Here is a 17,700-nt window from a genome sequence, read left to right on the forward strand (position 1 = left end):
TGACTGAGGTCAATTGAGAACCACGCCGACTCGGACTAGATAGAGCCCATGACAATCGCAGCCAAAGCCAATGCCCTTTGGGAATACGCCAACCCGCGTAAGTTCCTCGCGACCAGCGAACGGGTCCTTCCGTTCTTCTGGATCAGCTCAGGTCTTTGTCTGGTCGTCGGATTGATCTGGGGCTTTTTCTTCACCCCGGATGACTACAAGCAAGGCTCGACCGTAAAGATCATCTATTTGCATGTGCCCGCCGCGTTGATGGCGATCAATTGCTGGCTGATGATGCTGGCAACTTCGCTGGTCTGGTTGGTGCGTCGCCACCATGTCAGTGCGCTGGCTGCCCGTGCCGCTGCGCCCATTGGCATCGTGATGACGCTGATCGCATTGGCCACCGGAGCGATCTGGGGGCAGCCCATGTGGGGGACATGGTGGGCCTGGGACCCGCGCCTGACATCGTTCCTGATCCTGTTCCTGTTCTATCTAGGTTATGTCGCGCTTTGGGAAGCGATCGAAGATCCGGATACAGCGGCGGACCTGACCTCGGTCCTTTGCCTTGTGGGTTCTGTCTTTGCGTTCCTCAGCCGGTATGCGGTGAACTTCTGGAATCAGGGGCTGCATCAGGGGGCTTCGGTGATGCGCGCCGGGGCGATCACAGGCACGGATACTGAGGAGAAGGTAAGCAATATCTACTTCTATCCACTGCTGCTCTGCATCATCGGCTTTGTACTGCTGTTCATTGCGCTGGTCTTCTATCGTACGGGCACAGAAATTCGCGCCCGCCGGACCAAGGCGCTTATGGCGCGTGAAAGGGTGAGCGGATGATCCCTGATCTTGGAAAATATGCCGATACCGTCTTGTGGTCCTATGTCGTATCAATCGGACTTCTGATCGCATTGGTGGGTTTCAGCGTGATCCGGGGCCGTAAGGTACGGGCCGAGATGGAGAAGGTTGAACAAAGGATGTCACGCAATGGCTAAGATTTCGCCCCTGATGATCGCGCCTCCGCTGATTTTCGGCGCCTTCGCTGTGCTCGCGGGCATCGGCATGTTCCGTGACGACCCCAACGCCTTGCCCTCAGCGCGCGAGGGTCAGCCAGCGCCGCCGGTTGTACTGACCGAGTTCGCGGGCAAACCGGGCTTCGATGATGCCACATTGCGTGATGGCGAGGTCAAGCTGGTCAACTACTGGGCCAGTTGGTGTGCACCATGCCGCGTCGAACACCCCAATCTGCAGGCTCTGTCTGACGAGGGTATCCCCGTCTATGGTATCAACTACAAAGATCAACTGGACAACGCCGAAGGATTTCTTGCTGAACTGGGCGATCCCTATGCCGGTATCGGTCGGGATGAACAGGGCCGAATGGGGCTGGACTGGGGCGTCTACGGTGTGCCCGAAACCTATGTGATCGACGGTGAGGGCACGATCATCCTGCGCTGGGCTGGTCCGGTCACTCAGCGGGTGATCGAAAGCACGATCCGCCCAGCGCTTGAGAAAGCCGCAGGTGGCTCATAAGCGATAGCCACCGGTGACGCCCAGAACCTCACCAGTGATGAAGGATGCGGCATCGGACGCCAGAAACCTGACGACTTTGGCGATATCCTCGGGCTTTCCCGCGCGACCTAAAGCGGTTTCTTTGATAAACAGCGCGGTCAACTCCTCAGACCGGGGCGCTTCGGGGATGTTGATCGCACCCGGCGCGACTGCATTAACGCGTATCCCCTTTGGCCCAAGCTCCTTTGCCATGGCATGGGTCCATAGATTCAGGGCGGCCTTGCTTGCCCCATAGGTCACCGCATCTCGAGGCGGTAAGACCGCGTTCATGGATGAGATACTGACGATTGAGGCGTCGCGTTTCAGATGTGGTAGCGCAGCAGCCAACAATGCGGCGGGGGCCAGCAGGTTCAAATCCAGAATGGCGCGGTGGTCCTCGGCCCGAAATTCCTCTTTGGGGGTAGATTTCACAAGGCCGGCATTGTTGACGATCACATCCAGCCGTCCAAACCTCTCGATCACCTGCGAAATCACGCTAGCCGGCTGGTCGGGCGCAGATAGATCAGAGCGTATGGCCAGAACATCCCCACCCAGTAGCTCGGGCGTGGGTTTACTCGACAACCAAGTAAACGCGACGCGGTGATCACGGCTGAGGTCTTCGACGATTGCACGCCCAATTCCGCGTGCACCGCCGGTTATCAATGCGACTTTGTCCATAATCGTAGGAAATCGGTAAAACGGCTGGGATTCAAGCCGTTACTTACGGACCAAAATCCAGATCAGCGCGCCGATGAATGCAAAAGTGGTCAGATTCATAAGCGTATCCGTCAGATCACCGATCAGCATGGCTCAGCCCCTCTTCTCGTAGCCCTCGGAACAGGCAGACCATCAGCAGAACCGAGATGAACACAAAGGGCAGCGCCCCGAGTGAGATCAGGACTTTGACCGATTCCACCGAACCCGACAGGATCATCGCGACACTCAACAAGCCCAGCAATGCACCCCAGATCAGCCGCACGCGCGGGGGCGGGTTTTCATCCCCCTGGGACGAGAATGTACCCAGCACAAAGGCCGCGCTTACAACGCTGGTTACGATGAACAGAAACGCCGCCGCTACGGTTGCAAGTATTGTGATCTGCGATAAGGGCAAACGGTCGAGCAGGGCGAAGGTCACACGCTCGATGTTTGTTTGCGTATAGGCCAGCAGTTCTCCGGCACCGTTGAGCGCCTCGAACAGACCGATGCCGCCGAAGGCACCGAACCAAAGGATCGAGAACAGTGTGGGCGCAAAGAGTACTCCGATCACGAATTCCCGGATCGTGCGACCGCGAGAGATACGCGCGACAAACACACCAACAAAAGGTCCCCAGGCGATCCACCAGACCATATAGGTGAGGGTCCAGTCGCTGAACCATTTGGTGACGTCATCGCCGAAGAAGGTGAAGGTCTGAAAGCCCCGAGGGATGACATTGGTGACGTAATCGCCGAACCCTTGAACCACGGTATTCAATAGATACTCGGTGGGGCCGAGGACCACTGTATAGGCCACAAGGCAGATCGCGATCAGCATTGCCGCATTTGACAAGCGCGCCATGCCTTGGCCAAGGTCGATCAACAGAGCAGGGATGTAGGCTGCGACCATCGCCAGGAAAACAACGCCGATCAGAAGGGCACCAACCGTTTCCCGGCCACCCAGAACCGCAATCCCGTCCGCAACCTGGAACACGCCCATGGCCATTGAACCGCCAACACCGATAGAGATTGCAACAATGGCCATGAAATCCGACAGCCACCCGACCCGCTCGGCCCAGCGTTCTCCTGGGAATAGGCTTTTGATCGGTGCACTGACCATCATGCCTGTCCCGCGCCGAAAGCTGAAATAAGCAATGGTCAGCGCGGTCGAACCGTAAATCGCCCATGCGTGCAGGCCCCAATGGAAGTTTGTTGCCAGCATGGCCTGCTGCGCGGCGACATAGTCGGGTGCCATGCCCGAGATGAAGTTGAAATGGGTCAAGGGCTCGGCGACCGCCCAGAACAGCAGTCCAACGCCCATTCCTGCGGAGAACAGCATTGAGATCCAGGTGGCGGTCGAGAACTCGGGCTCTTCATCATCCCGGCCCAGACGGATTTTGCCATATGGCGAAAAGGCCAGAACTAAACACCCGATCAACATGCCTGAGGCCGCGAGCATCACGAACCAACCGCGACTGTGGAAGGTTTGTTGCACGATGATATTGGCCCAAGTCACCAAGCTTTTGATATCGACGACGCCCCAGATCCCGATCACGGCGATGACGCTAAGCGAGCAAACCAATAGGGCGTTGGGCTTTTTCATGGTGATGAAATTCCGAAGACTGTCTTGCTCAACAGTTTCAGATTTTTGAATAAATGGCCAGAAAACAAAACCCCCGGCGCAGGGCCGGGGGCTGAGGTTGGATATCAACCTGCTGATTTATGACGCTTTTGCGAGATTGCGCAGCACGTATTGCAGCACACCGCCGTTTTCGATGTATTCGATCTCGGGCGCGGTATCGATGCGGCACTTCAGGGTGATCGTCTTTTCGGTACCATCTCCGTAAATGATGGTGCAGGGCACTTCCTGCAAGGGCTCAACTGAATCCAACCCGTGGATCGATACGGTCTCATCACCTTTCAGACCCAGTGTCTTGCGGGTATCACCATCGGTGAATTCGAACGGTATGACGCCCATGCCCACCAAGTTTGAACGGTGGATGCGCTCAAAACTCTCGGCGATCACTGCCTTGACGCCAAGCAGAGCTGTGCCCTTGGCCGCCCAGTCACGTGACGAACCTGCACCGTACTGTTCGCCGCCAAAGACGACCAGCGGGGTGCCTTGCTCCTGATAGGCCATCGATGCTTCGTAGACCGAGGTTTGTTCACCATCCGGGCCTTTTGTATAACCGCCTTCGACGCCATCCAGCATCTCGTTCTTGACGCGGATATTGGCGAAGGTGCCGCGCATCATGATCTCGTGGTTGCCACGGCGTGAGCCATACGAGTTGAATTCGCGCGGCTGAACCTGACGATCGGTCAGATACTTCCCGGCAGGTGTCGTTGTCGCAAACGAACCGGCGGGCGAGATATGGTCGGTGGTGATCATGTCACCCAGGATCAGCAGAACCTTTGCACCATCGATATTCGAGATTGTGCCCGGCTCAGGCCCCATGCCTTGGAAATAGGGAGGGTTTTGAATGTAGGTTGACGTCGGTGGCCAATCATAGGTTTCCTGTTGTGGAACCTCGACCTCCTGCCATTTCTCGTCGCCTTTGAAGACATCGGCATATTTCGACTGGAACGCCTCGCGGGTCACGGTTGCCTCAACCAATTCGGCGATTTCGCTTTGGGTCGGCCAGATGTCTTTCATGTAGACATCGTTGCCGGCCTGATCCTGTCCAATCGGTTCCGAGGTCAGGTCGATGTCCAACGTACCAGCCAAAGCATAAACCACCACCAGCGGCGGTGAAGCCAGATAGTTGGCGCGCACGTCGGGCGAGATGCGGCCTTCAAAGTTGCGGTTGCCTGACAGCACCGAAGTGGCAACAAGATCGCCTTCGGCAATCGCTTCGCTGATTTCCCTTTGGATCGGACCCGAGTTGCCAATACAGGTGGTGCAGCCATAGCCAACTAGGTTGAAGCCGATCTTGTCCAGATCTTCCTGCAGACCCGCAGCCTCCAAGTAGGCGGACACAACCTGCGAGCCGGGCGCCAATGAGGTCTTTACCCACGGTTTGCGATCCAATCCCAGCGCGGCGGCTTTACGTGCGACGAGGCCCGCGCCGATCATCACATACGGGTTCGACGTGTTGGTGCAGGAGGTGATCGAGGCGATCACGACTTTGCCCGATTCCATGCCGTAGTTTTCGCCTTTGACCTCTATTTGTTTGCCCATCGGGCGTTTGAAGGTCTCGGCCATTTCCTTGGTGAATGCGGCCTTGGCGTCGGTTAGTGCGACATAATCCTGCGGCCGTTTCGGGCCCGAGATCGCAGGAACAATTGTGCCCATATCCAGCGACAGAGTGTCGGTGTAGATCGGCGCGTAATCGGCATCGCGCCAGAAGCCGTTTTCCTTGGCGTAGGCCTCGACCAATGCGATGCGGTCTTCGTCGCGTCCAGTATTGCGCATATAGCGCAAGGTCTCGCCGTCAATCGGGAAGAAACCACAGGTCGCGCCGTATTCGGGGGCCATGTTGGCGATGGTTGCGCGATCGGCCAAGGGCAAGCGGTCCAGACCTTCGCCGAAGAACTCAACGAATTTACCAACCACGCCTTTCTCGCGCAGCATCTCGACGACTTTCAGGACAAGGTCGGTTCCCGTTGTGCCTTCGACCATCGAACCGGTCAGTTCAAAACCCACAACCTCGGGGATCAGCATCGAGATCGGTTGACCCAGCATCGCGGCTTCGGCCTCGATTCCGCCAACGCCCCAACCCAGGACGGCCATGCCGTTGACCATGGTGGTGTGGCTGTCAGTACCAACAAGTGTATCGGGATAAGCGACTTCTTCGCCGCTTTGGTCCGTGTCTGTCCAGACGGTCTGCGCCAGATATTCCAGGTTTACTTGGTGGCAGATACCGGTGCCGGGAGGCACGACGCGGAAATTGTTGAACGCGTTCTGACCCCATTTCAGGAACTGATAGCGTTCCATGTTGCGCTCATATTCGCGGTCCACGTTCATCTGAAACGCGCGTGGGTTGCCGAACTCATCAATCATGACCGAGTGGTCGATGACCAGATCGACCGGGTTCAGCGGGTTGATCTTTTGCGCGTCCCCACCAAGGCCCTTGATGCCGTCGCGCATCGCTGCCAGATCCACCACGGCCGGAACTCCGGTAAAGTCTTGCATCAGAACCCGGGCAGGGCGATAGGCGATCTCACGTGGGTTCTTGCCACCGTTGGCACCCCATTCGGCAAAGGCTTTGATGTCATCGACGGAAACCGAGAACCCGTCATCTTCGAACCGCAGCATGTTTTCCAGAACCACTTTCAACGCGGCAGGCAGATTCGAAAAATCGCCTAAGCCTGCTTCTTGCGCGGCTGGAATCGAATAATAGGAAATGGATTTGCCATTCACGTTCAGGCTGCGGCGTGTCTTGGCGGTGTCCTGTCCGACCTTGATGGGCATCTGTGGCCTCCCTCTCAAATGACTTGGAATACGGGCTTCGCTAAGGGTTATCTGCATTACCACACCAGTTGTTTCAAGGTGCAACGGGCAGTTTGGGTGGTTTTTTGTATACCATTGCACACATTTTGTCGAAAGCTTGTGTCTGAGGTCTCAAGAAACCTTGATTGGCAGTTTATTCGGTTCCGACTTAAACCTTTCAGGCAATCATCCTCTATCGAGAGAAAACATGCTCAGATCAGTCGCTGCGACCGCGTTTGTTTCACTCTTTCTTGCTGCCCCGGCTCAGGCGCAGGATGACCCGGTGGTGGTCGAACTGTTCACCTCGCAGGGGTGCTCGTCCTGCCCGCCAGCAGACCGGATCATGCATGAATTGGCCAAGCGGGATGATGTAATCGGTCTGGCGTTGCATGTGGATTATTGGGACTACATTGGCTGGAAAGATGAATACGCCAATCCCGACCACACCGATCGTCAGCGCGCCTATGCACGTGAAGGCGGGAGGACGATGATCTACACGCCGCAGATGGTTGTGAATGGGCAGCAGGATGTGGTTGGGGCCAAGTCAATTGAACTGAACCGGCTAGTCGATGCACACCTGACTGCGCCGCCGGAGGCCGAGGTCAGTGCCACGCGTACCGCGAACGAAGTATCCATGAATGTCGTTCCGATCGAGTTACCAGACGACGAAACCTATGATGTTCGGATTGTGCAGTATTCGCCGATGCGTCGCACCTCGATCCGGCGTGGCGAATTGGCCGGACATGATCTGGATTATGCAAACGTGGTCGAGAATTGGCAGATTGCCGGTCGCTGGGATGGCCAAACACCGCAGAGTTTCACCGCAACATTGTCATCGGAATTGCCTGCCGTTGTTCTGATCCAGCGCAGTGGCCATGGTCCGATCGTGGCCGCAGCGCGGGTTAAGTGATCAGGGCATATCCTTTGGCTGGACCCCCAGTCCCCTCCAGGACTTCCAGCGCCGATGAATCCAGAACCATTGTCCCATGTGCTGACGCACCATCGCTTCCAGGTCGTCATTGGTGAACTGGGTCATGGTTTTGGCATCAGTATGCGGGACCGGGTCGTGCAGGACGATCTCAAAATCGATCCCGTTGGGTTGGCGCACTGCATAGCAGGGGATCAGCACAGCCTTGTATTTGATCGCAAGTTCCGCGTTCAGCACCGAGGTGACGGCGGGTTTGCCGAAAAAGGTCAGCTCCTCACCACCATGCGCATGCAGGTCGGATACAATGGCAATGATGCCTCCGCTTTTCAGTGAACGGACCATTTCGACCATACCTCGGCGGCCCTGTTCGAACATGGGCGACCCGGTCTGATAGAATGCCTCGACATACATGTCGTTGAAATATGGATTTGCCATGCGGCGATAGAGGCTGCCGATGGGTTTACCGCTACGCGCCTGCAGCGCGACCCGCGCGGCCAGATAGTGCCCGAAATGCGCAGTGATCATCATCACTGGACGCCCTTCCGCCACGGCGGCATCAAATGCTTCGACACCCGAGCCCGATACTTTGGCCTTGCTTTGTCGCTCGATGAAACCGTCGGCTGAAAAATGCTCCATGATCGCGCGCCCGGCATTGTCAGGCACGGCGCGGCAGATGCGTTTGACCTCGGCCTCGGGCAGGTCTGGGCAGGTGAGTTTCAGGTTGCGGCGCACGCGGGTTCGAAAGCCGACAATGGGGGCAAGCCAGCGCACAATCGCGCCCATCGCTCCGATGCGGCGCTCATATGGCAGCAGGCGCATGCCGCGGATTACGCCGGTCAGAAACAGGTTGGCGACGTAGTATTTTCCAAGCTCAAATCGGCTTAGTTCCGACTTTTCGACGGGCATGGGGAGAGACACCTGAGCGTTGTGAACTGCGCGACGAGACATACAGGCCCCATCGTGCGATCACAAGTGGTCGCGCCTTGCCGGACTATTCTGCATTCTCCTCAGCCTCGACCAGTGCGATCGCGCCCTCGTCCAAAAGCGCGCGGATGGCTGCAACGATCTGCGACATCGCTTCTTCACTGTCGGATTGTTTGACCTTGCCACGTTCGGCCATTTCTTCCCGTAAGTTGTCCGCCATGCGAGAGGACATGTTGGCTAGGAAGAACTCGACCGTGGCAAGGTCTTCGTCGCTATTGGCTCCGGCCAACGCCGTGATGAGAACGGGTTGATCCACACCGCGCAGAATCGCTGGAACATCGCGGGGTTGGATGCGCGAGGGCACATGCGAAAAGATGAAGATCGATTGCCGGACGGTATCCGCAAAATCGGCGTCTTCTTCGTCCAACGCAGTCAGCAAACCATTACGCGTCGCCGCGGCTGACTGGTTGAGGATCGCGCCCACACGCTCACCCGGCCCATCCCGAAAGGCGGGCTTGGGGCGTTGATCCAGCTGAGCGGCCAAGGACCATCCGATCCGCTCAACCGCCTCGGGCGTCACGTTGGCCGTTTTCGAGACTGCATAAGTTATCCGTCGCGCTGTGGGGCCGGGCAGGTGGCCCAACAACTGGGCAGCCTTGGCGGTTTCGAGTTTCGAAAGCATAACGGCGGCGACTTCTGTGCTTTCAGCTTTGGCCATTTCGGCCAGATCTTCTGAGGGTACTTCGCGCAAACGCTGCCATGGGTCACCGATCTGCCTCACGCCAGCTACCTTGCGCAGCCGGGCGGCGGTGGCTGGGGCGATCTTGCCGTTCACCGCGTCCAGAGCACCGGCTAGCCCATGGGGAAATGCAAGCCCTACGCCATCCAGCGCATCGGCAAATTCCTGTGCGACGGCGGCCAACGTTACCCGGTCAACCAACCCCATCTGTCCAAGTTGGTGGGTAAGTTGTTCCTGCAGTGAATCGGGAAGCTCTTCCAACGGGATATCCGCCCCCTCGTTCAGCAGCAGCCGAACCACAACCGCGGCTTTCTCTCGGTTGCTGAGGGCGCGCGGCACAACACGTGGCGCATCATCGTCTTGTTCAACGACCGGGGTTTGCGTGCCCGGCGTCATCTGCACCATTAGGTTCGTGTCCTGCATCTGCCTGCAATGCCTCATTCGCGTTGCAGGCAGAATATAGAGAGTCGGGTAAAGAAACCCTGAAACTCAGTAGCTATATGTCAGCCCTGTTCTGATCGCTTCGCGCAGCGATGTCTCAGCCCATGTGCCTTCGCCACCACGCGCCTTGATCTCGCGCCATTGTGCGATGGCCAACTCGGTCTTGCCCTGGGTAACAAATCCCTGACCCATGTAGCTGCGGGCGAGGATGTTGTCGGGGTTGGATTCAATTGCTTTCTGGTAAAATGCGTCAGCCAGTTTCAGCTCACCCATCTTGCGATAGGTGAACCCCCAATAGGTCTGCACCCGATCATCATCTTGATCCATGATACGCAGAATGCCCTGAGCATTTTCGTACTGCCCGTTGTAAGCCAACTCGCGCACGGCATCATACAGTTGGTCTTCGGTGAAATTTGTCTTGTTGGGTTTGACGCAGCGCCCGGCTGCCTCGTCATAAACGCGGCCAAACAGGCATTTCTTGGTGGTGTTGGTGGGCTTGGGCGGGCTGCTGTCCCCACCACCCGCAGCAATGGCCATGGGCGCGAAGGTAAAGGCCTGAAGAGCGATGGCCGAGGCTAGTACAAGACGCATTTTCCTACTCCGTTGTCAAAGAGACTTGTTACAATCATAGCTTGATCTTCAAAAAAGCTAACGATTGACTGATCGCTTTTATTCACAAGCAGGAAATAAAAATGTCAGCTATTGACGATTTTCATGCAGCTTTGGCTTTCGCTGTCCCAAATTGTGCCTTCAGCACAGGATTGGGTTTGCTTGGTGTTACCGTTACAGGCAAATCCGGCGGTGCCCGCACAGATAAGAGCAATTGCGCATAGAGCAGTTCGTAGCATCGAGTTTTCCTTTCGCGGAAACTGTGCCAACAGATTAACCGATTTTTGCCAATCTGGCAAAGACACAAGGCCCGGCTGCATTGAGCAAGCCGGGCCAAGTTTTTAGCACTGTTTGAGTTTGAATTATTCGCCGAATACGCGGGCGAAAATCGTATCTACATGTTTGGTATGGTAGCCGAGATCGAATTTCTCTTCGATTTCTTTCGGGCTCAGCGCGGCGGTGACATCGGCGTCGGCCAACAGTTCCTCTTTGAAGTCGGTGCGATGCTCCCAGACTTTCAGCGCGTTGCGCTGAACCATGGCATAGGCATCCTCGCGGCTTACACCGGCTTGGGTCAACGCCAACAGCACTCGTTGGCTCATGACAAGACCAGGGAACTTGTTCATGTTCTCGATCATGTTCTCGGGGAAGATCAGCATCTTGTCGATTACACCGGTCAATCGCGCGAGTGCAAAGTCCAGCGTGATAGTGGCATCCGGCCCGATCATGCGTTCGACCGAGGAATGCGAGATATCGCGCTCGTGCCACAGCGCCACGTTCTCCATCGCCGGGATCACGGCAGCACGCACCATGCGCGCAAGACCGGTCAGGTTCTCGGTCAGCACCGGGTTCTTCTTGTGCGGCATCGCGGATGAGCCTTTCTGCCCCATCGAGAAGAACTCGGCCCCCTCCAGCACTTCGGTACGCTGCATGTGGCGGATTTCGATAGCGATGTTTTCGATGCTGCTGGCGATAACACCCAGTGTGGCGAAGAATGCTGCGTGACGGTCGCGGGGAATGACCTGTGTGCTGATCGGTTCAGGCACCAGACCCAGCTTGTCGCAGACATGCTCTTCAACCTGCGGGTCGATATTCGCAAACGTCCCGACCGCGCCGCTGATCGCTCCGGTGGCGATTTCCGCGCGGGCATCGCGCATCCGGGACAAGTTGCGGTCCATCTCGGCATAGAAGCGGGCAAAGGTCAGGCCCATCGTGGTGGGTTCGGCATGGATACCGTGGCTGCGACCGATGCGAACGGTGTCTTTGTGCTCGATCGCGCGGCGTTTCAGGGCAGCCAACAGACCTTCGAGGTCTGCAATCAGCAGGTCGGCGGCGCGGGTCAGTTGCACATTGAAGCAAGTGTCCAGCACGTCCGAGGAGGTCATGCCCTGATGCACGAAGCGGGCTTCCTCGCTACCCACATGTTCGGCCAGATGGGTCAGGAAGGCGATGACGTCGTGTTTGGTGACGGCTTCGATCTCGTCGATACGGGCGACATCAAACTCCACATCCTTGGCTTTCCACACGGCCTCGGCGTTTTCACGCGGGATCACGCCTAGATCGGCCATGGCGTCGCAGGCGTGCGCCTCGATCTCGTACCAAATGCGGAACTTGCTCTCGGGTGACCAGATGGCGACCATGTCGGGGCGTGAATAGCGGGGAATCATTGGCGGCAGCACCTTTTTATGATTGGGATGAGGCGTTGGCGCGGGGTTTAGCCGCGCATTGACCAAGGAACAAGGCGCGAGTGCTGGGATGAGACGGTTTGCCCTGATTTTATTGCTTTGGCCCGGATTTGTGGCCGCCGACGAGTTTCAGCAACTGACGGGTGATGAGATTCTGATGGCGCTTGCTGGCAAGAAGCTCGACTATGGCGAGGGGATCACCCAGACCTTCGATAGCAATATGCAAACGCAGTACTTTTCAGGCCGCCCAAGTTCGGGACGATGGGCCGTTCGTGATGATCGCTATTGCTCGGTCTGGCCGCCTTCGGATTTCTGGGCTTGTTATGATGTTGAGCAAAGCGGTGAAACCATCCGGTTTGTGGATGATTCAGGTAATACAACTGACGGAATCTATTTGAAGTGAGCCTGCCCAGAAATATTTATGATTTCCAGGGGGTTTGGGACCTGAGCCGCCTCATCCGGGACGAGCGTGCAGGCCAGATCATTCAGGCCGAGGGTAAGGCAGAGCTACGGCAAGATACCCAAGGGTTGGTCTATGATGAGACGGTCACGCTGCGTGTTCCGGGGCAGCCTGCAATGACGGGAACGCGTCGATACCTTTGGCGCGACGCCGGTGATCGGATCGCCATTCACTTTGATGATGATCGGTTTTTTCACGCACTTAAACTTGGCCAAACCCGCGTCAAGGATCATCACGATTGCCCGCCGGACAGCTATGATGCAGACTATGATTTCTCGGGATGGCCGCGCTGGACAGTCCGCTGGACTGTATCAGGACCGCGAAAATCCTATGAAATGGAGACCAAATACGCGCTGCGATAGCGTAATCATCTTGCAGCAACGGCCCGGAACGGGCATTGCTGCATGTGCAAATAAGTCCGAATGTGGAGAAATGAGATGAACGCAAACGTACTGGCCAATGCTTTTGGCCCGCGTGAGGGGACGGCGCTGCGCGTCAAGCAGGTGGCTCTGGTTGCCCTGGGTATCGTTGCTCTGGCTGTTGCAGCCAAAATCAAAGTGCCGATGTGGCCGGTTCCGATCACCATGGGCACATTCGCCGTTCTGACCATCGGCACCGCCTATGGCGCGCGCCTTGGCCTGATCACGATGCTGGGTTACCTGCTGGTTGGTGCTCTGGGCTTTGACGTGTTTGCGGGTTCCTCGGCCGAAAAATTCGGCCTGACCTACATGATGGGTGGCACCGGTGGCTATCTGGTCGGTTACCTGATGGCGACCATTCTGCTGGGCGCACTAGCCGCGCGCGGCTGGGATCGTTCGGTCGGCAAGCTGGCGCTGGCGCTGGTGCTGGCCAATGTCCTGATCTATGTGCCGGGCCTGCTGTGGCTGGGTCAGCTGTATGGCTGGGACAAGCCGATCCTGGAATGGGGTCTGACACCGTTCCTGCTGGGTGACGCAATCAAGCTGGCGCTGGCCGCTCTGCTGATCCCTGGCCTGTGGAAGCTGCTGGGCGACGCACGCACCTGATAGCGCGCTCTTGCGCAAGACACACCCGCGTTCGGAGCTTTCCGGACGCGGGTTTTTTATTGTCTGCAGAACAGGATACTGGACAAAGTCAAACTGCATGGGCAACCTGACATCAGAAAATTGATCAGGTTATTGAGATATGCGTATTTTGTTAAGCTTGGCGCTTGCTGCAAGTGCCGTGACTTGGTTGGCTGTAACGCCTGTGCAAGCTGACACACCGGTGACCTACACCGATGAAGGGCGCGCCCTGTTCCGCTTTGAGGTTCCCGACTTTTGGGCATTGCGTACCGGTGGCCCGCGTGAAATCGAGGATACCAATCTGGGCGATGCCCGTGCGGTTTCGCGCGTCATGGGGATCAGACCGGTGACCGACGATAATGTCTGGATGGGCTTCGTCTCACCATCACGGGTTTCCAGCATTCAGGGCGGGCTGAGCTATCTTGAGGATATCGACAAATTCCTCGTCAAAGACCCGACCGTGACCAGCACCAGCAATACAAGGATTGGTGGGCGGCCAGCCCACGTTATTCGAGGCACCGGCAATCGGGATGGGCGAGGCGTAAACTTTACCGCCACCGTGATTGACCTGCCGCGTGACCGTGTTGCGATAGGGGTTGCGATCCTGCGTGACGGGGCCGACCCGTCTTATGTTGATGCCTTGAACGCCGTTTTCGCGTCGTTCCGGTCTTTGCAGTAAGGAGGCTCGGATGACTCGCAAACTGTTAAAACGGTCTGTTCTGGCGCTGGGGTTGGGTACTGCAACGTTTACACTGTCCGCCTGCGATGGCGTGTCCGTCGGGGTAGGGTATGGCGTTGGGTATGACCCGTTCTACGACTCGATGCTGTGGAATGATTACTACCACGACCGTAACGTGAATGTAGATGTTGACATAAACCGCCCAGACCGGCCCGACCGCCCCGATCGACCGGTTCGTCCGAACCCTCCACCGCGGCCAAAGCCACCGATCGCCAAACCGCCGTCGCGCCCGCATCCCCCGGTGGCGCGTCCTCCGACGGCACGGCCACCAATTCACCGACCCTCACCGAGGCGCCGTTAGAAAAAGGGGGCAAAAGCCCCCTTCAATCATTATCATAAGCTGACAAAGGTGGTTTTCAGTCCAGCAGCTCAGTCGTGATATGGGCCGAGCCTTCAAGGGTTCGGTGCACGGGACATTTATCTGCGATCTCCAATAGCTTAGCACGTTGCGCGGCATCCAGCGGCCCTTGTAGCCGTATCTTGCGGCGGAACTGATCGACCTTGCCATCGCTGGCCAGTCCGGCGTCCTGCGCGTGTACCTTGTCGTGGCAGACATCGACGGTGATACCTGTCAGCGGCCATTTCTTGCGCCGCGCATACATGCGAATGGTCATCGAGGTACAGGCGCCCAATCCCGAGGACACAAATCCATAAGGGGACATGCCTCGGTCCGTTCCTCCGTACGAAGCGGGCTCGTCAGCGACCGCATGGTGGCGCGGGCCGGACTGGATGTCTTGCAGGAACCCTGCCGGGTCTGCCTCGGTCACGCGAACAACACCTTCCGGGGCGCCGGGTGGTGGGGCGGGCGGGCACAGTTTGACGTATCGCGACACCCAAGCCGCAATGACATCCGCCGCGTAATCCGCATCAGCGGCGCGTGTGATCAGATGGTCGGCATCGTCCAGCGTGACAAAACTTTTTGGATGCTTCGCAGCCAGAAAGATGGTGCTGGCGTTGTCAATGCTGACCGTGTCATCGCGCGGTGCGTGCAGGATCAGAAGCGCTGCTTTCAAATCTGAAACGGCAGGGCTAAGCGCGGCCTCTGAAATGTCATCGACAAAAGCTCTGCCAATGCGAAACGGGCGACCGCCAAGCGAAACCTCTGCGCTGCCTTGCGCCTGAATCTCGGGCAGGGCGGCCTCGAAATGGTGTGATACGTGGCCCGGGTCAGCAGGCGCACCCAATGTGACGACCGCCTTAACCGACGGTATGCCAGCGCGTGCGCGCAGTACCGCAGCGCCGCCAAGTGAATGGCCAATCAGCAGGGCGGGGGCCATGTTGCGGCCGGACAGGTAGTGCGCTGCAGCGATCAGATCTTCGACATTTGAGGTGAATGTCGTATTCGCAAACTCTCCATCCGAGTGGCCAAGGCCTGTAAAATCAAACCTGAGCACGGCGATGCCCATCGCCGCCAAACGCGCCGAAATGCGCCGTGCGGCAGGTATGTCCTTAGAGCAGGTAAAGCAATGCGCAAACAAAGCCGTTGCCAGTACCGGCCCGTCCGGCAGATCAAGGCGCGCGGCCAATTGGCTGCCGTCGTGACCGGCGAAAGTAATGCGTTCGGTGGGCATGATGAATCCTTGGTGGTCCAGGTTTCGACAATACTGTGTGCTGTGTGCGGTTCTCTCAACCCCTGTGTCAGTGGCGTAACAGGAAGGTGAGGGGGTGGGACCACGTAGCCCTTGGCGCGTCGCATCAATGCATTGTTGGGGTTGGTATTTGAACAATCAAAAAATGTGATGATAATTCGGATAAACATTCATTTTACTTATTTATACTTGGACCCCAACTTGCAATCATCCTTCTTATCCAAAGCAGAGGTCAAAATGGCACATACAACATCTGCACCGCTAAGCCCGACACTCCACGCCGGAGTTCTGTTGGCAATTCTCGTGACTGGCGCAATTGGTTTTGCACTGGGACAAAGCTGGCCGCTGACCAATACGTCTGAGGACACGCCAACTCTCACCGCGCCTGAAGATTGGCACGGTAATGTCAGACGGTCCCACTGGTCGAACTAGGCCATAGCGCTTAGCCAGACCCCATCAACTGTGCGTCGAACGGATACTTCGTGAGGTTTTCATAGCCGTCTTCGGTGATCAGTACCTGATCTTCCAGCTTGATCGAGAAATCGCCGCCAACCTCGCCAACTGCCGCTTCGACGCACAACACCATTCCGGGTTCAAGTGGATAATCATAGGATCCCTCGACCGCCTTGTCGGGATAGGCCACCAAGGGCCATTCATCGCACAATCCAACTCCATGCATCAGGCAGCCGTATTTCTGTGCCTGAAACTTGTCATCCAGCCGATGGGCATTCGCGGTTAGTTCCGGGATCATGACGCCTGGTTTCAGCATTTCCATGTTGGTCATGATGTGCTCATGCGCGTGCTGCATGGCATAAATCATATCCGCACGTGGCTTTTGATCGCCGATCCACCAGGTTCGTGAGATGTCGACGCAAATGCCGTAAGACCCGATCAGGTCGGTATCGAACGCGATGATTTCATTTTGCCGCGTGATGCGCGGGCCGCATTCCTGAAACCAGGGATTGGTGCGCTGGCCCGAGGCAAGCAAGCGGGTCTCGATCCATTCACCACCGCGCCGGATGTTTTCAGCATGTAGCACTGCCCAAATGTCATCCTCGGATGTCTTCCCGTCTCCGACATTGACACGTGCGAAGCGCTCCATTTCGGCCACAGCGGTCTCGCAGGCGTGGCTGGCGCAGCGCATGGCGAGGATTTCGTCTGGGCCTTTGATAGCACGGGTTTTCTCGGTAAGCTCTTCGCCCTCCATCACCTCGAACCCCTGAGCCTCAAGCGCGCGCAGGCCGTGCAGCATGATCTTGTCGACACCCAGCCGCATGTTGCCGCCGCCGTGTTCTTCGATCAGGGCGCGCACCTCGTTTGAAAACACATCTGCGGCAACGTCAATCTTGTCGCCCCGGTCGAAATAGAACAGATCGGCGCCCGAGCGCTGCTCGCGCACCAGCGGGTTGAATTTCGACAAGAACGGAGAGTTCTTGTAGTCCCAGATCACCATATATCCGTCAGCGCAAACTAGAACGGCCCGGAACGGGTTATGGGTATTCCAGAGCTGCATGTTGGTGCTGTCAGTCGCATAGCGGATATTCAGGGGGTCAAACAGCAGGATCCCGCCCCAATCGCGCTGCACGATGGCCTGAGTGAGGCGTTTCCAGCGGTATTTACGCATCTGTTCTAGATTGGGCAGGCTAAGCCCGGCAGCGGCCCATTCGTCGAAGGCAAGCTGTGTCGGTCCGATCTCGATCCTGTCATTGTCGTTCGGTGTCCCGTCCCCGAGGGTGGCGCCCCGGGTCGGGTCAATCTTACGGGTGTCACGATATGGTGTGTTCACGGTTGGACCTTTCTGCTTGCCTGCCCAACCTGCAAATCCAGATGCGCTGCGTCTTCTAGGTTTGCGACCGTCTTCTGGTCGCTTTTTGACCGACAGCACCAGAGC

The 17,700-nt window shown here is 57.3% G+C and carries 19 protein-coding genes; 10 read left to right on the forward strand and 9 right to left on the reverse strand.

Features of this window, described 5'->3' with window-relative positions:
- Window positions 1–48: 48 nt before the first annotated feature.
- From ACRZ96_RS00550 to ACRZ96_RS00560, 3 genes are read left to right on the forward strand one after another with little or no spacing between them, the layout of a single operon-like run.
- On the forward strand, window positions 49–822 hold the full coding sequence (locus ACRZ96_RS00550; protein WP_170396395.1) for a heme ABC transporter permease: 774 nt from the start codon (window positions 49–51) through the stop codon (window positions 820–822).
- Window positions 819–977: a heme exporter protein CcmD gene (gene ccmD, locus ACRZ96_RS00555; protein WP_010442050.1), complete on the forward strand. Its 159-nt coding sequence runs from the start codon at window positions 819–821 to the stop codon at window positions 975–977. Before ACRZ96_RS00550 ends, ccmD begins: the two co-directional genes overlap by 4 nt.
- Window positions 970–1,512 (forward strand): DsbE family thiol:disulfide interchange protein, encoded by a 543-nt coding sequence (locus ACRZ96_RS00560; protein ID WP_170396396.1) that lies wholly within the window; start codon window positions 970–972, stop codon window positions 1,510–1,512. Before ccmD ends, ACRZ96_RS00560 begins: the two co-directional genes overlap by 8 nt.
- Here ACRZ96_RS00560 and ACRZ96_RS00565 read toward each other — a convergent pair.
- The 3 genes from ACRZ96_RS00565 to acnA form a co-directional block, all read right to left on the reverse strand.
- Window positions 1,507–2,208: an SDR family NAD(P)-dependent oxidoreductase gene (locus ACRZ96_RS00565; RefSeq protein ID WP_480705177.1), complete on the reverse strand. Its 702-nt coding sequence runs from the start codon at window positions 2,206–2,208 to the stop codon at window positions 1,507–1,509. The two genes, ACRZ96_RS00560 and ACRZ96_RS00565, sit on opposite strands and share 6 nt — an antisense overlap.
- A gap of 115 nt (window positions 2,209–2,323) precedes the next feature.
- On the reverse strand, window positions 2,324–3,826 hold the full coding sequence (locus ACRZ96_RS00570; protein WP_480814136.1) for a BCCT family transporter: 1,503 nt from the start codon (window positions 3,824–3,826) through the stop codon (window positions 2,324–2,326).
- 117 nt (window positions 3,827–3,943) lie between these two features.
- Window positions 3,944–6,634, reverse strand: a complete 2,691-nt coding sequence (gene acnA / locus ACRZ96_RS00575) for an aconitate hydratase AcnA (protein WP_170396402.1) — start codon at window positions 6,632–6,634, stop codon at window positions 3,944–3,946.
- 226 nt (window positions 6,635–6,860) lie between these two features.
- Here acnA and ACRZ96_RS00580 point away from each other — a divergent pair, with 226 nt between their 5' ends.
- Complete coding sequence (locus ACRZ96_RS00580; protein ID WP_170663707.1) at window positions 6,861–7,562, forward strand: DUF1223 domain-containing protein; 702 nt, start codon at window positions 6,861–6,863, stop codon at window positions 7,560–7,562.
- Here the strand turns inward: ACRZ96_RS00580 and ACRZ96_RS00585 are convergent, their stop codons facing one another.
- From ACRZ96_RS00585 to purB, 4 genes are all read right to left on the reverse strand, one after another.
- Window positions 7,563–8,486, reverse strand: coding sequence for a lysophospholipid acyltransferase family protein (locus ACRZ96_RS00585; RefSeq protein ID WP_170396406.1), 924 nt, complete (start codon window positions 8,484–8,486; stop codon window positions 7,563–7,565).
- 85 nt (window positions 8,487–8,571) lie between these two features.
- Window positions 8,572–9,648: a flagellar motor switch protein FliG gene (locus tag ACRZ96_RS00590; protein ID WP_480814286.1), complete on the reverse strand. Its 1,077-nt coding sequence runs from the start codon at window positions 9,646–9,648 to the stop codon at window positions 8,572–8,574.
- 84 nt (window positions 9,649–9,732) lie between these two features.
- Entirely contained in the window at window positions 9,733–10,275 is a 543-nt protein-coding gene (locus tag ACRZ96_RS00595; protein ID WP_170396408.1) for a tetratricopeptide repeat protein, read from the reverse strand.
- Window positions 10,276–10,655: 380 nt separating this feature from the next.
- On the reverse strand, window positions 10,656–11,960 hold the full coding sequence (purB, locus tag ACRZ96_RS00600; protein WP_170396410.1) for an adenylosuccinate lyase: 1,305 nt from the start codon (window positions 11,958–11,960) through the stop codon (window positions 10,656–10,658).
- 88 nt (window positions 11,961–12,048) lie between these two features.
- Here purB and ACRZ96_RS00605 point away from each other — a divergent pair, with 88 nt between their 5' ends.
- The 5 genes from ACRZ96_RS00605 (at window position 12,049) to ACRZ96_RS00625 (ending at window position 14,521) form a co-directional block, all read left to right on the forward strand.
- Complete coding sequence (locus tag ACRZ96_RS00605) at window positions 12,049–12,381, forward strand: hypothetical protein (RefSeq protein WP_170396412.1); 333 nt, start codon at window positions 12,049–12,051, stop codon at window positions 12,379–12,381.
- Window positions 12,378–12,800 carry a DUF6314 family protein gene (locus ACRZ96_RS00610; protein ID WP_170422260.1) on the forward strand — a complete coding sequence of 141 codons (423 nt, stop codon included), beginning with the start codon at window positions 12,378–12,380 and terminating at the stop codon, window positions 12,798–12,800. The genes ACRZ96_RS00605 and ACRZ96_RS00610 overlap by 4 nt, the downstream gene beginning before the upstream one ends.
- Before the next feature lie 75 nt (window positions 12,801–12,875).
- The gene (locus tag ACRZ96_RS00615; protein WP_010442062.1) at window positions 12,876–13,463 is read left to right on the forward strand and encodes a biotin transporter BioY; all 588 of its coding nucleotides are present in this window, start codon (window positions 12,876–12,878) and stop codon (window positions 13,461–13,463) included.
- A 139-nt stretch (window positions 13,464–13,602) separates the two neighbouring features.
- Window positions 13,603–14,160 (forward strand): hypothetical protein, encoded by a 558-nt coding sequence (locus tag ACRZ96_RS00620; RefSeq protein ID WP_170512898.1) that lies wholly within the window; start codon window positions 13,603–13,605, stop codon window positions 14,158–14,160.
- 10 nt (window positions 14,161–14,170) lie between these two features.
- Window positions 14,171–14,521 carry a hypothetical protein gene (locus tag ACRZ96_RS00625; RefSeq protein ID WP_170403183.1) on the forward strand — a complete coding sequence of 117 codons (351 nt, stop codon included), beginning with the start codon at window positions 14,171–14,173 and terminating at the stop codon, window positions 14,519–14,521.
- 55 nt (window positions 14,522–14,576) lie between these two features.
- Here ACRZ96_RS00625 and ACRZ96_RS00630 read toward each other — a convergent pair whose 3' ends face one another.
- Window positions 14,577–15,791: a bifunctional alpha/beta hydrolase/OsmC family protein gene (locus ACRZ96_RS00630; RefSeq protein WP_480771537.1), complete on the reverse strand. Its 1,215-nt coding sequence runs from the start codon at window positions 15,789–15,791 to the stop codon at window positions 14,577–14,579.
- 255 nt (window positions 15,792–16,046) lie between these two features.
- Between ACRZ96_RS00630 and ACRZ96_RS00635 the strand changes: the two genes are divergently transcribed.
- On the forward strand, window positions 16,047–16,241 hold the full coding sequence (locus ACRZ96_RS00635; protein ID WP_170396424.1) for a hypothetical protein: 195 nt from the start codon (window positions 16,047–16,049) through the stop codon (window positions 16,239–16,241).
- Between the two features lie 10 nt (window positions 16,242–16,251).
- Here the strand turns inward: ACRZ96_RS00635 and dddP are convergent, their stop codons facing one another.
- Window positions 16,252–17,595 (reverse strand): dimethylsulfonioproprionate lyase DddP, encoded by a 1,344-nt coding sequence (gene dddP / locus ACRZ96_RS00640; protein WP_170817930.1) that lies wholly within the window; start codon window positions 17,593–17,595, stop codon window positions 16,252–16,254.
- Window positions 17,596–17,700 lie beyond the last annotated feature (105 nt).

The organism is Ruegeria sp. CF1 (assembly GCF_056537445.1).

What these genes read in the sequence shown, in the direction of transcription:
- ACRZ96_RS00630 (WP_480771537.1), bottom strand. Translation starts at nt 15,791, where the DNA reads ATGCCCACCGAACGCATTACTTTCGCCGGTCACGACGGCAGCCAATTG.
- ACRZ96_RS00565 (WP_480705177.1), bottom strand. Translation starts at nt 2,208, where the DNA reads ATGGACAAAGTCGCATTGATAACCGGCGGTGCACGCGGAATTGGGCGT.
- ACRZ96_RS00570 (WP_480814136.1), bottom strand. Translation starts at nt 3,826, where the DNA reads ATGAAAAAGCCCAACGCCCTATTGGTTTGCTCGCTTAGCGTCATCGCC.
- ACRZ96_RS00560 (WP_170396396.1), top strand. Translation starts at nt 970, where the DNA reads ATGGCTAAGATTTCGCCCCTGATGATCGCGCCTCCGCTGATTTTCGGC.
- ACRZ96_RS00550 (WP_170396395.1), top strand. Translation starts at nt 49, where the DNA reads ATGACAATCGCAGCCAAAGCCAATGCCCTTTGGGAATACGCCAACCCG.
- ccmD (WP_010442050.1), top strand. Translation starts at nt 819, where the DNA reads ATGATCCCTGATCTTGGAAAATATGCCGATACCGTCTTGTGGTCCTAT.
- ACRZ96_RS00595 (WP_170396408.1), bottom strand. Translation starts at nt 10,275, where the DNA reads ATGCGTCTTGTACTAGCCTCGGCCATCGCTCTTCAGGCCTTTACCTTC.
- purB (WP_170396410.1), bottom strand. Translation starts at nt 11,960, where the DNA reads ATGATTCCCCGCTATTCACGCCCCGACATGGTCGCCATCTGGTCACCC.
- ACRZ96_RS00580 (WP_170663707.1), top strand. Translation starts at nt 6,861, where the DNA reads ATGCTCAGATCAGTCGCTGCGACCGCGTTTGTTTCACTCTTTCTTGCT.
- ACRZ96_RS00620 (WP_170512898.1), top strand. Translation starts at nt 13,603, where the DNA reads ATGCGTATTTTGTTAAGCTTGGCGCTTGCTGCAAGTGCCGTGACTTGG.
- ACRZ96_RS00605 (WP_170396412.1), top strand. Translation starts at nt 12,049, where the DNA reads ATGAGACGGTTTGCCCTGATTTTATTGCTTTGGCCCGGATTTGTGGCC.
- acnA (WP_170396402.1), bottom strand. Translation starts at nt 6,634, where the DNA reads ATGCCCATCAAGGTCGGACAGGACACCGCCAAGACACGCCGCAGCCTG.
- ACRZ96_RS00615 (WP_010442062.1), top strand. Translation starts at nt 12,876, where the DNA reads ATGAACGCAAACGTACTGGCCAATGCTTTTGGCCCGCGTGAGGGGACG.
- ACRZ96_RS00590 (WP_480814286.1), bottom strand. Translation starts at nt 9,648, where the DNA reads ATGGTGCAGATGACGCCGGGCACGCAAACCCCGGTCGTTGAACAAGAC.
- ACRZ96_RS00585 (WP_170396406.1), bottom strand. Translation starts at nt 8,486, where the DNA reads ATGCCCGTCGAAAAGTCGGAACTAAGCCGATTTGAGCTTGGAAAATAC.
- ACRZ96_RS00635 (WP_170396424.1), top strand. Translation starts at nt 16,047, where the DNA reads ATGGCACATACAACATCTGCACCGCTAAGCCCGACACTCCACGCCGGA.
- ACRZ96_RS00625 (WP_170403183.1), top strand. Translation starts at nt 14,171, where the DNA reads ATGACTCGCAAACTGTTAAAACGGTCTGTTCTGGCGCTGGGGTTGGGT.